This window comes from Streptomyces fildesensis (assembly GCF_016107395.1).
In the GTDB taxonomy this organism is placed as follows: Bacteria; Actinomycetota; Actinomycetes; order Streptomycetales; family Streptomycetaceae; genus Actinacidiphila; species Actinacidiphila fildesensis.
In genome coordinates, this window is record NZ_JAAIKO010000010.1 from 151,723 (window position 1) to 164,292 (window position 12,570).

Annotated in this window: 10 protein-coding genes; 6 read left to right on the plus strand and 4 right to left on the minus strand. The window is 72.5% G+C overall.

What is annotated here, in order from left to right:
• Window positions 1-15: 15 nt before the first annotated feature.
• The gene (locus tag C6N31_RS17615) at window positions 16-762 is read right to left on the minus strand and encodes a VanZ family protein (RefSeq protein ID WP_187144920.1); all 747 of its coding nucleotides are present in this window, start codon (window positions 760-762) and stop codon (window positions 16-18) included.
• A gap of 131 nt (window positions 763-893) precedes the next feature.
• On the opposite strand from C6N31_RS17615, the gene C6N31_RS17620 reads away from it, so the two are divergent.
• Window positions 894-2,534 (plus strand): DNA repair helicase XPB, encoded by a 1,641-nt coding sequence (locus C6N31_RS17620; protein ID WP_138358904.1) that lies wholly within the window; start codon window positions 894-896, stop codon window positions 2,532-2,534.
• Window positions 2,535-2,670: 136 nt separating this feature from the next.
• Here C6N31_RS17620 and C6N31_RS17625 read toward each other — a convergent pair whose 3' ends face one another.
• Entirely contained in the window at window positions 2,671-3,900 is a 1,230-nt protein-coding gene (locus tag C6N31_RS17625; protein WP_381585048.1) for a glycosyltransferase 87 family protein, read from the minus strand.
• 49 nt (window positions 3,901-3,949) lie between these two features.
• On the minus strand, window positions 3,950-4,120 hold the full coding sequence (locus C6N31_RS17630; protein WP_187144921.1) for a hypothetical protein: 171 nt from the start codon (window positions 4,118-4,120) through the stop codon (window positions 3,950-3,952).
• 287 nt (window positions 4,121-4,407) lie between these two features.
• Between C6N31_RS17630 and C6N31_RS17635 the strand changes: the two genes are divergently transcribed.
• The 3 genes from C6N31_RS17635 to C6N31_RS17645 all read left to right on the plus strand — a co-directional run bounded on the left by C6N31_RS17635 (window position 4,408) and on the right by C6N31_RS17645 (window position 9,255).
• On the plus strand, window positions 4,408-6,549 hold the full coding sequence (locus C6N31_RS17635) for a HelD family protein (RefSeq protein WP_244809226.1): 2,142 nt from the start codon (window positions 4,408-4,410) through the stop codon (window positions 6,547-6,549).
• A gap of 116 nt (window positions 6,550-6,665) precedes the next feature.
• Window positions 6,666-7,373, plus strand: coding sequence for a response regulator transcription factor (locus C6N31_RS17640; protein WP_138358902.1), 708 nt, complete (start codon window positions 6,666-6,668; stop codon window positions 7,371-7,373).
• Window positions 7,363-9,255 carry a sensor histidine kinase gene (locus C6N31_RS17645; protein WP_164295833.1) on the plus strand — a complete coding sequence of 631 codons (1,893 nt, stop codon included), beginning with the start codon at window positions 7,363-7,365 and terminating at the stop codon, window positions 9,253-9,255. The genes C6N31_RS17640 and C6N31_RS17645 overlap by 11 nt, the downstream gene beginning before the upstream one ends.
• A gap of 396 nt (window positions 9,256-9,651) precedes the next feature.
• Here C6N31_RS17645 and C6N31_RS17650 read toward each other — a convergent pair whose 3' ends face one another.
• Window positions 9,652-10,368, minus strand: a complete 717-nt coding sequence (locus C6N31_RS17650) for a copper homeostasis protein CutC (protein ID WP_138355911.1) — start codon at window positions 10,366-10,368, stop codon at window positions 9,652-9,654.
• A gap of 60 nt (window positions 10,369-10,428) precedes the next feature.
• Between C6N31_RS17650 and C6N31_RS17655 the strand changes: the two genes are divergently transcribed.
• Together C6N31_RS17655 and C6N31_RS17660 are read left to right on the plus strand one after the other, a co-directional pair.
• Entirely contained in the window at window positions 10,429-11,163 is a 735-nt protein-coding gene (locus C6N31_RS17655) for an HD domain-containing protein (protein ID WP_138355910.1), read from the plus strand.
• Window positions 11,164-11,270: 107 nt separating this feature from the next.
• Complete coding sequence (locus tag C6N31_RS17660; RefSeq protein ID WP_138355909.1) at window positions 11,271-12,515, plus strand: Cmx/CmrA family chloramphenicol efflux MFS transporter; 1,245 nt, start codon at window positions 11,271-11,273, stop codon at window positions 12,513-12,515.
• The last annotated feature ends 55 nt before the right edge of the window (window positions 12,516-12,570 follow it).

Consider the following 12,570-nt stretch of genomic DNA (forward strand, 5'->3'; position numbering starts at 1 on the left):
ACCGAGAATGCCGCGTCAGGCGGCCTCGCGCTTGCGCGGGCGGCGGGCACGACCCTCGCCGTCGGACGGGTCCCGCCGCTGCCACCAGTGGTGGCGTCGCGGATGCAGGGCCCGGCCCAGCCGCCGGCCGAGCAGCAGATAACCGACCAGCGCACCCGTGGTGTTGAGGATGACGTCGTCGACGTCGAAGGCCCGGCCCTCGACGATCGCGCCCTGCGCGGCCTCGACCAGCACCATCACCAGCGCGGTCACCAGCACCACCCGCAGCAGACCCCGGGTCTTCGGGAACAGCACCGGCAGCAGGATCCCGAACGGCACGCCGAGTACCAGGTTGCCGCCGATCTGCTTCACCGTGTCGCGGAAAGCCGGCTGGTCGATGTACTGGCGGATGGAGTCGCCCGGCCGCAGATTCGTGTGGATGAGCTTGACCGACGCCGGCGACGGCTGCAGCGTCAGCTTCGCCAGCACCACGGCGAAACCGACCATGAAGACGAAGGCCAGCACCATCACCAGCGCGCGCGTCAGCCCGGCGGCGAACGACCGGGGCTCGCCGGGGTGGTCGCGGGGGTCGCGGGCGGGCCGGGACACCGGCTTCGTCCGCGGCTTCGGCACCCGCTTCGCGGCCGGCTTCCGTGTGTTCTTCCCCACGGGCTTCCACGACGTGGGCTTCCACCGGGCCCCCGCCGCCTTCGACCGCGGCTTGGACGTGCGTTTCGCCTTCAGACGATCGCGGGCCGGTTGGAACAGATCCGTGCGGGTCATGCGTTCCCCCCATTCAGGTCGAGGGGGCGTCTACCCCCTGCCCGCCGTCGTACGCAGCGGGCGCCACTGCCGATGACCGGGATGCGCGACACTGGAGGCTTGCCTCCATCACGAACCGAAGGGTGTGGCACTTGAACAACGGGCCTCTCATCGTCCAGAGCGACAAGACGCTGCTCCTCGAGGTCGACCACGAGCGCGCGGACGCGTGCCGTCGCGCCATCGCCCCGTTCGCGGAGCTGGAGCGTGCCCCCGAGCACATCCACACCTACCGGCTGACCCCGCTCGGCCTGTGGAACGCCCGCGCCGCCGGGCACGACGCGGAGCAGGTCGTGGACGCGCTCGTCGCGTTCTCCCGTTACCCCGTCCCGCACGCGCTGCTCGTCGACGTCGCCGAGACGATGGACCGTTACGGCCGCCTCACCCTCAGCAAGCACCCCGTCCACGGGCTGGTCCTGACCAGCACCGACCGGCCGGTGCTGGAGGAGATCCTCCGCTCGAAGAAGGTCCAGCCGCTGGTCGGCGCCCGGCTCGACCCGGACACCGTCGTCGTGCACCCGTCGGAGCGCGGCCAGATCAAGCAGACGCTGCTGAAGCTGGGCTGGCCCGCCGAGGACCTCGCGGGCTACGTCGACGGCGAGGCGCACCCGATCGAGCTCAAGGAGGACGGCTGGGCGCTGCGCCCGTACCAGCAGCAGGCCGTCGAGGGCTTCTGGCACGGCGGCTCCGGTGTCGTGGTGCTGCCCTGTGGGGCGGGCAAGACGCTGGTGGGGGCCGGCGCCATGGCGACGGCCAAGGCGACGACGCTGATCCTCGTCACCAACACCGTCTCGGCGAGGCAGTGGAAGCACGAGCTGATCAAGCGGACCTCGCTCACCGAGGAGGAGATCGGCGAGTACAGCGGCACCCGCAAGGAGATCCGCCCGGTCACCATCGCCACGTACCAGGTGCTGACGACCAAACGGAAGGGCGTCTACGCGCACCTGGAGCTCTTCGACTCGCGCGACTGGGGCCTGATCGTCTACGACGAGGTGCACCTGCTGCCCGCGCCCGTCTTCAAGTTCACCGCCGACCTGCAGGCGCGGCGCCGGCTGGGCCTGACGGCCACCCTCGTCCGCGAGGACGGCCGCGAGTCCGACGTCTTCTCCCTCATCGGCCCGAAGCGCTTCGACGCGCCCTGGAAGGAGATCGAGGCGCAGGGCTACATCGCGCCGGCCGACTGCGTGGAGGTCCGCGTCAACCTGACCGACACGGAGCGGCTCGCCTACGCGACGGCCGAGCCGGAGGAGAAGTACCGCTACTGCGCGACGACCGCGTCGAAGCGGCGGGTCACGGAGGCGCTGGTCGCGAAGCACGCGGGCGAGCAGACGCTGGTGATCGGGCAGTACATCGACCAGCTGGACGAGCTGGGGGAGCACCTGGACGCTCCGGTGATCAAGGGCGAGACGTCGAACGCCCAGCGCGAGAAGCTTTTCGAGGCCTTTCGGCAGGGGGAGATCAGTGTGCTCGTGGTCTCCAAGGTCGCGAACTTCTCGATCGACCTGCCGGAGGCGACGGTCGCGATCCAGGTCTCCGGCACGTTCGGCTCCCGCCAGGAGGAGGCACAGCGGCTCGGCCGCGTGCTGCGGCCGAAGGCGGACGGGCACGAGGCGCGCTTCTACTCGGTGGTGGCGCGGGACACGATCGACCAGGACTTCGCGGCACACCGGCAGCGGTTCCTGGCGGAGCAGGGATATGCCTACCGGATCATGGACGCGGACGAGCTGCTGACGTAGCGAGCCGCCGGTTCGCGGTTCCGGGGGCCGGGTCCTCCGGGGCGGCGGATCGAAATCGACTGTTCAGGGCCTGGCGGCCCACCAATAGCTCGGCAGCATTTCGAACCACCACGCCTGCGGCCCCGGCCCCCTCACGTCACAGCCCGGGGGTGGCCGCGCTGGGTCGCCCATTGGCCCGCCGCAGGCATAACGCCGTGCCGGCCAGGAAGGCCAGGCCCAGGAGCGGGTACGGGGATGCCAGGGGTTGTTGCCACCAGGGGAGGTGGAGGTCGAGGTCGCCTTGGTGGGGAGTGAGCCACATACTGCGGCAGGCGAAGGCGGCGGCGGTCGCGAGGACCGCGGCGCGGCGCCAGGGGAGGCCGCGGGTGTGGGCTGCCAGCAGGGCGAGGAGCGGGACGCACCAGACCCAGTGGTGCGACCAGCTGATCGGGGAGACCAGGAGCGCGGTGACGGCCGCGCAGAGCACGCCCCACGCTTCGAGGCCGCGGCGGGCGGCGCACGTGGCGACGGCGAGGCCCGCGGCGGCGGTGAGCGCGGCGGCGGCCACCCAGACGAGGCCGGGGTGCTCGGTGTGCAGGAGCCGGGCGAGCAGGCCCTGGAGGGACTGGTTGTCGATGATCCAGGCCTTGCCGACGCGGTCGGTCTCGTAGAGGCGCGTGGTCCAGAAGTCGACGGAGGCGCCGGGCAGCACGGCGATGCCGAGCAGGACGGTGCCGGCGAAGGCGCAGGCCGCGGTGGTGGCCTCGCGGGTGCGCCCGGTCAGGGCGAGGTAGACGGCGAAGATCGCCGGGGTGAGCTTGATGCCTGCGGCGATCCCGACCGCGAAGCCCTTGCCGCGGGCGCCGTCGGGCCGGGACAGGTCCCACAGGACGAGGACGGCGAGCGCCAGATTGATCTGGCCGTAGACGAACGTCTGGAAGACGGGTTCCAGGCACAGGGCGCCGGCGGGCAGCGCGATCAGCGCGGCCGGGTGGCGGGAGCCGCCGGGGCGGCTCGTGCAGCGCAGCGAAAGGTGGGTCAGGGCGGCGAGCAGCCCGAGGTTGCCGAGGACGAAGCCGCCGCGCAGAGCGCCGAGTGGCAGCCAGGTGGTGGGCACGAAGAGCAGCGCCGCGAAGGGCGGGTAGGTGGCCGGGAGGTTCCACCGGGTGACGCGGAAGCCGTAGAGGTCCTGGCCGGAGGCGACGGCGGCGCCTTCGGCGCGGTAGACGAGCATGTCCGCCATCGGGACCGGATACGTCGAGAAGAAGAGCGCGTATCCGGCGAGGGCCAGCGCGAGGGCCAGCAGGGCTGCCAGGACGAGCAGCAGGCGGCGGGACAGGGCGCGTACGGAGGGTGGCGCCGGGTGCACCTCGCTGAGAGCGGTCACCGCCGCGACGTTAGTGGACCGCCGGGTGGGGGCCGTGCTCCGTCCTGGGTCAGCGGTGCTTGCCCTCGCTGCCCAGGAGGACGACCTCGACGGCGGTCTGCGCGAAGACGCGGACGGCTCGCAGGGTGCTTCCCAGCAGGTGGCGGGGGTGCTCGTGGTGGGTGCCGAGGGCGGTGCTGCCGGCGGCGGAGGGGCCTGGGGTGAAGGTTTCTGTGGTCATGTCCCTACGGTAGGAAATCCGCCGTTTGCAGTACATCGGGCGGAAGTCTGAAGTCTCCCGTGTCACGTACGCCTCTGGGTTGACGTCCGTCCCCTAGGGCGCCCCCGGGGTGAACCCTGAGGGCCCCCGGGGTGCCGCTCCGGTTGCGGGAAAAGCATTCGCGGTGCGGCGGGCGGGAGCGTAAGATCCACCGTCTTGCCGCCTCCCGATGGGAGCGCCGCCGGCCGGACGGAAACCGGTCGGCTTCTCTCTTCTTCCCTGCGTACGCACAAGCCGGAGGCAATGCCGTGCCCCTGCACGACCCCGACCACGCCCAGGACGCGAACCCGCTCCGGGCCGAACAGACCCACCTCGCCGAATCCCGTTCCGCGCTGACCGCGATGCGCGCCGACGTGGAAGCGCTGGACATCTCCGATGTCACCGGCAACTGGGTCAACGCCAAGATCCTCGCCGCCGAGATCGACAACCGGATCAAGGCCCTCGCCGACCTCTCGCACACCCCGCTGTTCTTCGGCCGGCTGGACTACCTGCACGCCCCCGGCGTCGAAATGGGGAGGGGCAGCGCGAAGCGCTCCGATGGAAGGGTGGTGGCGGGAGACGGGCGGGCTGAGGGCGCCGAGGGCGAGCAGTTCTACATCGGCCGCCGCCATGTGCACGACGCCCACGGCGACCCGATGGTCATCGACTGGCGGGCGCCGGTCTCGCAGCCCTTCTACCGGGCCTCGCGCGTCGAGCCGATGGACGTCCGGCTGCGCCGGCGGTTCGGCTACACCGGCGGCGAACTGACCGCGTACGAGGACGAGCACCTCACCGACCCCGCCGAGGCCAGCACCTCCAGCAAGCTGCTGCAGACCGAGATCGAACGACCGCGCGTCGGCCCGATGCGGGACATCGTCGCCACCATCCAGCCGGAGCAGGACGAGATCGTCCGCGCCGGCATCGGCGGCACCGTCTGTGTGCAGGGCGCCCCCGGCACCGGGAAGACCGCCGTGGGCCTGCACCGTGTCGCGTATCTGCTGTACGCGCACCGCGAGCGGCTCGCCCGCACCGGCACCCTCGTCATCGGGCCCAACAAGTCCTTCCTGCAGTACATCGAGCAGGTGCTGCCGGCCCTGGGCGAGCTGCAGGTCAAGCAGGCGACGGTCGACGACCTGGTCGCGCACGTCACGGTGCGCGGCACGGACCCGGCGGAGCGCGCCCGGATCAAGGGCGACGCCCGGATGGCGGAGGTGCTGCGGCGCGCGGTGCGCAGCGGCATCCGGATGCCGAAGGAGCCGATCGTCGTGGTGCGCGGTTCGCGGCGCTGGCGGGTCCCCGCGTACGAACTCGAAGAGCTGGTGCGGGAGCTGATGGAGCGTGACATCCGGTACGGCGCCGCCCACGAGGCACTGCCGCAGCGGATCGCGCACAACATCCTCGTCCGCATGGAGGAGTCCGGGGAGGCGCCGGACGACCGCGTCCAGGACGCGGTGGCCCGCAATCCTGCCGTCAAGGCCGCGGTGAAGGAGGTCTGGCCGAAGGCCGACCCGGCGAAGACGGTGCTGCGGCTGCTGTCCGACGCCGAGTTCCTCGCGGAGTGCGCCGACGGGATCCTGACGCCGGAGGAGCAGGCGACGCTGCTGTGGGAGAAGCCGCCCCGCAGCCTCGCCTCGGCGAAGTGGTCCCCGGCCGACACGGTGCTGATCGACGAGACGCTCGACCTCGTACAGCGCACCCACTCGCTCGGCCACGTGGTGCTCGATGAAGCCCAGGACCTGTCCCCCATGCAGTACCGGGCGGTCGGACGGCGCTGCTCCACCGGTTCCGCGACGGTGCTCGGCGACATCGCGCAGGGCACCACGCCGTGGGCGACCGCAAGCTGGGAGGAAGCCCTTACGCACCTGGGCAAGCCGGGCGCCCCGGTCGAGGAGCTGACCCGCGGCTTCCGTGTGCCGCGCGGCGTGATCGCCTACGCGTCCCTGCTGCTGCCCACGATCGCCCCCGGGCTGGCCCCGGCCACCTCGGTCCGTGAGTCGCCCGGCGACCTCGTGATCCGCCGGACGGGCGCGGAGGAGCTGGACGCGGCCGTTCTCGCGGCCTGCCACGACGCCCTCGCGTACGAGGGCTCCATCGGCCTCATCGCCGCCGACGAGCGCATCGCGGCGCTCGCCGCCGCCCTGGAGTCGGCCGGCCTGCCGTACCTCGCCCCCGGCGAGGAGACCTCGGCGCAGGCCCGGCTCACCCTGGTCCCGGCGACGCTCGCGAAGGGCCTGGAGTACGACTACGTGGTGCTCGACGAGCCCGCCGCCATCGTCTCGGGCGAGCCGGACGAGCGCACCGGGCTGCGCCGCCTCTACGTCGCCCTCACCCGGGCCGTCTCCGGCCTCGCGGTGCTCCACGCGAAGCCGCTGCCGGAGGAGCTGGCCGCTGGGGGCACCTCCCAGCGGTAGCTGGGGGACGAACTAGGCATCCGGCCGGCCTCCACCCTGACCAGCAGATATGAAGAAGTTGTCAGGTCGCGGTCGCGATCGTGTTCGGGCCGCTCGATGCGCTTACGCTCGCCCTCATGTGCGCACACGTGCTGGTGGCCGAGGACGACGAGAAACAGGCCGAGCTGGTCCGCCGCTATCTGCTGCGGGAGGGCCACACGGTCACCGTCGTCCACGACGGGCGCGCCGCCATCGAGGAGGCGCGCCGCCGGGAGCCGGACCTGCTCGTGCTCGACATCCAGATGCCGAGGGTCGACGGGCTGGACGTGGCCCGCGTCCTGCGGGCCGAGTCCGACCTGCCGATCCTGATGCTCACCGCCCGCTCCACCGAGGACGATCTGCTGCTCGGCCTCGACCTGGGCGCCGACGACTACATGACCAAGCCGTACAGCCCCCGCGAGCTGATGGCCCGGATCCGCACCCTGCTGCGGCGCAGCGGCGCCCGCAAGCCGGATGCCACCTCCGACGCCGTACTGCGCGTCGGCGGGCTCACCGTGGACCCGGCGCGGCACGAGGTGACCGTCGACGGCAGACCCGCCGACTGCACCCCCGGCGAGTTCCACATCCTCGCGGCCCTGGCCGCGCTGCCGGGCCGGGTCTTCAGCCGGGCCCAACTCCTGGACCACGTCCACGGGTTCGACCGGTACATCACCACCAGGACGGTGGACGTGCACGTCATGAACCTCCGCAAGAAGATAGAACCGGACCCCCGCCGGCCGCGCTATCTGGTGACGGTCTTCGGCGTCGGCTACAAGCTGACGGACGGCGGGCACGATGGCCCGTGAACCCCGGCCGGCCCGCGGCAAGGTCCCGTTCCGCAGGAGCCTGCTCGGCCGGCTGCTGTTCTCCTTCGTCCTGGTCGCGACCTGTTCGGTCGCCGCCACCACCTGGCTGGCCGTCCAGACGACCTCCGGTTCCATCCAGCAGGAGCAGAGCCGCTATCTGGCCAACGACGCCCTGATCTACGGCAAGCTCGCCGAGTACGCGGCCACCCACGCCAACTGGGACGGCATCGCGCCCACCGTCCGCCAGCTGGCCGCCACCACCCAGCGCCGTATCGCCGTCACCACCCAGGACCGGCGGCCGGTCGCCGACTCCGCACCGGCCGGCTCCCCGCTCCCGCAGACCCAGTCGGCGGCCCTCGACCCGCTGCACGTCGACGCCACCATGGTCCCCGGCGCCACCGCGGGCGACATCGACCCGCGCGCCGTCGGCCCGTTCCGGCTGCTCCCCGCGGAACGCAAGCAGCTGCACGACCTCGCCCGGCGCAGCGTCTCCTGCCTCGCCGACTACATGATCGCCGGCGAGATCGCCGACGGCCCCAGCGGCCGCCCGCACATCAAGGTCGTCGGCGGCGACCCCTCCGACGTGCTGGACGAGTCCTGCAACGGCAGCAGGCTCGCCGCCCCCACCGCCACCGAGAGCTCCGCCCTCGCCGACCTCAACTCCCGTCTCAAGAAGTGCCTCACCACCGAGAACCTGCCACTCCTCGAACTCAACCCCGACCTCACCTGGGGCCGGACGGGCGCCGCAGCTGCCCAGGGGCCCACCCCCGTCCCGACGCCCAGCGCCGTCCGGACGCCCCGGGCCGTTCCGGCCCCCGCCGTCCGCGACCCCAAGGGCGGCGGCATCACCGAACGCAAGACCGCCGACTGCGTCGACACCGCGCGCCGCGACCAGCTCCGCGAATTCGTCGCCCCCGCCGCGTACCTCTTCGTCACGGACCCGAGCGGCGCCACCACCCCCGGCTTCGCCCTCTCCCGCTCCAACACCCTGCGCGTCGCCGGCGTCGCGGCCCTCGTCCTCGCCCTCGCCGCCGCCGTCACCCTCCTGCTCGCCGCCCGCCTCATCCGCCCGCTGCGCGCCCTCACCGACGCCGCCCAGCGCATGCGGGACGGCGACGACTCGGCGCGCGTCACCGTCGCCACCGGCGACGAGATCGGCCGGCTCTCCGCCGCCTTCAACGACATGTCCCAGGAACGCCAGCGCCTCGCCGAACAGCGCAAGGCCATGGTCAGCGACGTCGCCCATGAACTGCGCACCCCGGTCAGCAACATCCGCGGCTGGCTCGAAGCGGTGGAGGACGGCATCGCGGAACCCGACGACGCCCTCAACTCCTCGCTCCTCGAAGAGGCGCTCCAGCTCCAGCACATCATCGACGACCTCCAGGACCTGGCCGCCGCCGACGCCGGGACGCTCCGCGTCCACCCCGAAGCGGTGCGCCTCGGCGACATCCTGGAACAGGTCGCCGCGGCCCACCGCGCCCGCGCCGCCTCGGCCGGCGTCGCCCTCACCGTCACCCCCGGCGACCTCGGCCTCCAGGCCGACCCGGTACGCCTCCGCCAGGCGGTCGGCAACCTCGTCTCGAACGCCATCCGCCACACCCCGCCGGGCGGCAGCGTCTCCCTGCGGGGCTACACCGACGACGACCGCATCGTGATCGACATCACCGACACCGGCACCGGCATCGCCCCCGACGACCTCCCCCACGTCTTCGACCGCTTCTGGCGCGCCGAGAAATCCCGCAACCGCCAAACGGGAGGCAGCGGCCTGGGCCTGGCCATCGTCCGCCAACTGGCCGAATCCCACGGCGGCACCGCGACAGTCGCCTCCGCCGGCCGAGGCCACGGCTCAACGTTCAGCCTCCGGCTGGGCGGCGGGGCCTGAAGCCCGGCCCCCACCGCACCGTTGCGCCTGCGGCGAGCCGCGCCGCCTCCGGCGCGGGTGCGGTTACATCGCCCCCACCGCACCGTTCCGCCTGCGGCGAGCTGTCCCCGCCCTCCCCCAACCTTCGGCCGGGGGTGCCCCCCACTGCCGTCACAAATGCACGTCACCGACACGCGGCTACCCGCGGACCGTTGCGCCTGCAGCCGGGGCATCCCTACCTGAGCGGGTGGCACAGGGTCGAGCGGGGGCTCGGGCTGGAACGCGAGGTGCCCGGGGCCGGAGGGGTGGGGGTTCGAAATGCTGCCGGGCTATTTGTGGGCCGCCAGGCCCTAAATAGTCGATTTCGAACCGCCGCCCCGCAGGACCCGGGCACCGGAACCAAAAAACCAACCCCGCCTAACCCACCGGCACCGGCGCATCCAGCAACGCCCGCCACTCCCTCATCGCACCCACGTCCACAGGGGAAGCCCAGCCCGCAGGGCGAACCGCCCCGCCGACGTGGAACGCGTCGATCCCCGCCGCCCGCAACGCCGGCAGATGCTCCCGGTTCAACCCGCCCCCCACCAGAATCCGCGGCTCGTACCCCGGCTCCGGCTCCGGCTCCGCCGCCGTCCGGGCCGCCTCGGCGACCAGCACCGCGAGGCCGTCGTCGACGCCCTTGGGTGACCCGGCCGTCAGATACGTGTCCAGCCCCGGCAGCCCCGCCAGCTGCAATCGCACCGCGTCGCGGTCCGCCGCGCGGTCGATGGCGCGGTGGAACGTCCACCGGCACCCGTCGATGACGTCGGCGATCGCGTAGACCGCCTCGAGGTCGGCCCCGCCGCGCCCGTCGAGGAAGCCGAGGACGAACTCGTCCGCACCCTCGCGGCGCAGCCCCTCGGCCGCCGCGCAGAGCGCGTCGATGTCGCCGGCGCCGAAGCCGTCGGAGAGCCGCAGCATGACGCGCAGCGGGATGTGCACGGCGGCACGGATGGCGGCGAAGGTCTCGCGGGACGGGGTGAGGCCGTCCGCGGCCATGTCGGTGACCAGCTCGAGGCGGTCGGCGCCGCCGGTCTGGGCCGCTACGGCGTCATCGACGCCGAGGGCGATCACCTCGAAAATTGGTCTAGACATATGACCAAGAGTGCCACAATCGTCACCCCCGCGCGAGCCCTCAGGCGCACAATAGCCACCATGGCTGTCACCCCCGCGACGAAGCACCCGCAGCATGCCGCATTGCTCACCCAATGGTGTGACCTGCTGCGCCGCACCCGGGTCGCCCCGATTTCGGACACTCCCGGCTCCGCCCCCACCGCTGCCCCCACCCCCGCACCCGATGCCGCCTACGGCGAGGACCTGCTCGGCCGGTGGAGCGAGGAGCAGCGGTGGTATCACACCACGGATCACCTGGTCGCCGTACTCGACCACATCGCCGAGCTGGCCGCTTACGCCGACGACCCGGACGCCGTACTGCTCGCGGCCTGGTTCCACGACGCCGTGTACCGCCCGGACCGCTCCGAGAACGAGGAGCGCAGCGCCCGGCTGGCCGAGCGGGCGCTGGCCGAGGCCGGGGTCGACGCCGCGCGCATCGCCGAGGTGGTCCGGCTGGTGCTGCTCACGACCAGCCACGACCCGGCACCCGACGACCGGAACGGCGAGGTCCTGTGTGACGCGGATCTCGCGGTCCTGGCCGGTGAGCCTGCCGCGTACGCCGCCTACGCCGCCGCCGTCCGCCAGGAGTACGGCTTCGTGCCCGACGACGCCTTCCGGTCCGGCCGCGCCGCCGTCCTGCGCCAACTGCTGGATCTGCCCCGGCTCTTCCGCACCCCGGTCGGCCACGAGCGCTGGGAGCACATCGCCCGCCGCAACCTCGGCACCGAGCTGGAACTGCTCCTCGCAACCGGTCCCGCGACCGACCCTGCCACCTGACCGGGCCACCTGACCGGGCCGAGCCTGTCCGGGAATACGCGGGAATACGCAGGTCACCCGAGGCGCTGGTAACTGTTATGCCCTCCGCCGACGCCAGCCGCTCCCGCATGCCCGTAGCCGTCTACGTCCTCGGGCTCAGTGTCTTCGCGCTCGGCACCTCGGAATTCATGCTCTCCGGCCTGCTGCCGCCGATCGCCGACGATCTCGGCGTCAGCATCCCGCAGGCCGGACTGCTGATCTCGGCGTTCGCGATCGGCATGGTCGTCGGGGCTCCGCTGCTCGCCGTGGCCACGCTGCGGCTGCCGCGCCGCACCACCCTGATCGCGCTGATCACGCTCTTCGGCCTGGGGCAGGTCGCGGGCGCCGTGGCGCCGAACTACGCGCTGCTGTTCGCCTCCCGGGTGATCAGCGCGCTCGCCTGCGCGGGCTTCTGGGCGGTCGGCGCGGCCGTCGCGATCTCCATGGTCCCGATGAACGCGCGGGCCCGGGCGATGGCCGTGATGATCGGCGGACTGAGCATCGCGAACGTGCTGGGCGTCCCCGCCGGTGCCTTCCTCGGCGACCAGTTCGGCTGGCGTTCCGCGTTCTGGGCGGTGGCCCTGATGTCGGCGGTGGCGCTCGTCGGCGTGATCGCGCTGATCCCCCGCATACCGATCCCGGACGTCCGCCCCCGGCTCCGCGAGGAGCTGCGCATCTACCGCGACGGCAACGTCTGGCTGGCCGTCGCCATCACGGCGCTCTCCGCGGGCGGTGTGTTCTGCGCCTTCAGCTATCTCGCACCGCTGCTCACGGACGTCGCCGGGCTGCCCGAGGGCTCGGTGCCCGCGATCCTGGGCCTCTTCGGGGTCGGCGCGCTGATCGGCACCGCGATCGGCGGCCGTTTCGCGGACGCCCACCTGTTCGGTGTGATGATCGGCGGCATCTCCGCGTCCACGGTCTTCCTGGGCGCGATGGCGCTCACCGCGCAGAACCAGATCGCCGTGATCGTGCTGTCGTTCCTGCTGGGCCTCTCGGCGTTCTTCACCGCGCCCGCGCTCAACGCCCGCATCTTCAACGTGGCGGGCGCCGCCCCCACCCTCGCCGGCGCCACCACCACGTCCGCCTTCAACCTGGGCAACACCGGTGGGCCCTGGCTCGGCGGCCTCGTCATCAGCGGCGGCTTCGGCTTCGCGGCCACCGCCTGGGCGGGCGCCGCCATGGCCGCGGTCGCCATCGGCCTCGTACTCGTCTCGCTGCGCCGGCACGGCGCGAGCCGCGTCATCGCGAGCCACCCGGTGCCCGCGGTCCCGGCGCCCGCCGAGGTCACCGGCTCGACGCCCGCCGACGTCACCGGCTCGACGCACTCAGGCTGACCGCAACCCACTCAGGAACCCACTCAGGCCGTCCTCGACCCACTCAGGCTGACCT

Bases quoted from the DNA above. Each gene is read 5' to 3' on its own strand.
- C6N31_RS17645 (WP_164295833.1), top strand. From the start codon at position 7,363: ATGGCCCGTGAACCCCGGCCGGCCCGCGGCAAGGTCCCGTTCCGCAGG.
- C6N31_RS17650 (WP_138355911.1), bottom strand. From the start codon at position 10,368: ATGTCTAGACCAATTTTCGAGGTGATCGCCCTCGGCGTCGATGACGCC.
- C6N31_RS17615 (WP_187144920.1), bottom strand. From the start codon at position 762: ATGACCCGCACGGATCTGTTCCAACCGGCCCGCGATCGTCTGAAGGCG.
- C6N31_RS17640 (WP_138358902.1), top strand. From the start codon at position 6,666: ATGTGCGCACACGTGCTGGTGGCCGAGGACGACGAGAAACAGGCCGAG.
- C6N31_RS17660 (WP_138355909.1), top strand. From the start codon at position 11,271: ATGCCCGTAGCCGTCTACGTCCTCGGGCTCAGTGTCTTCGCGCTCGGC.
- C6N31_RS17630 (WP_187144921.1), bottom strand. From the start codon at position 4,120: ATGACCACAGAAACCTTCACCCCAGGCCCCTCCGCCGCCGGCAGCACC.
- C6N31_RS17655 (WP_138355910.1), top strand. From the start codon at position 10,429: ATGGCTGTCACCCCCGCGACGAAGCACCCGCAGCATGCCGCATTGCTC.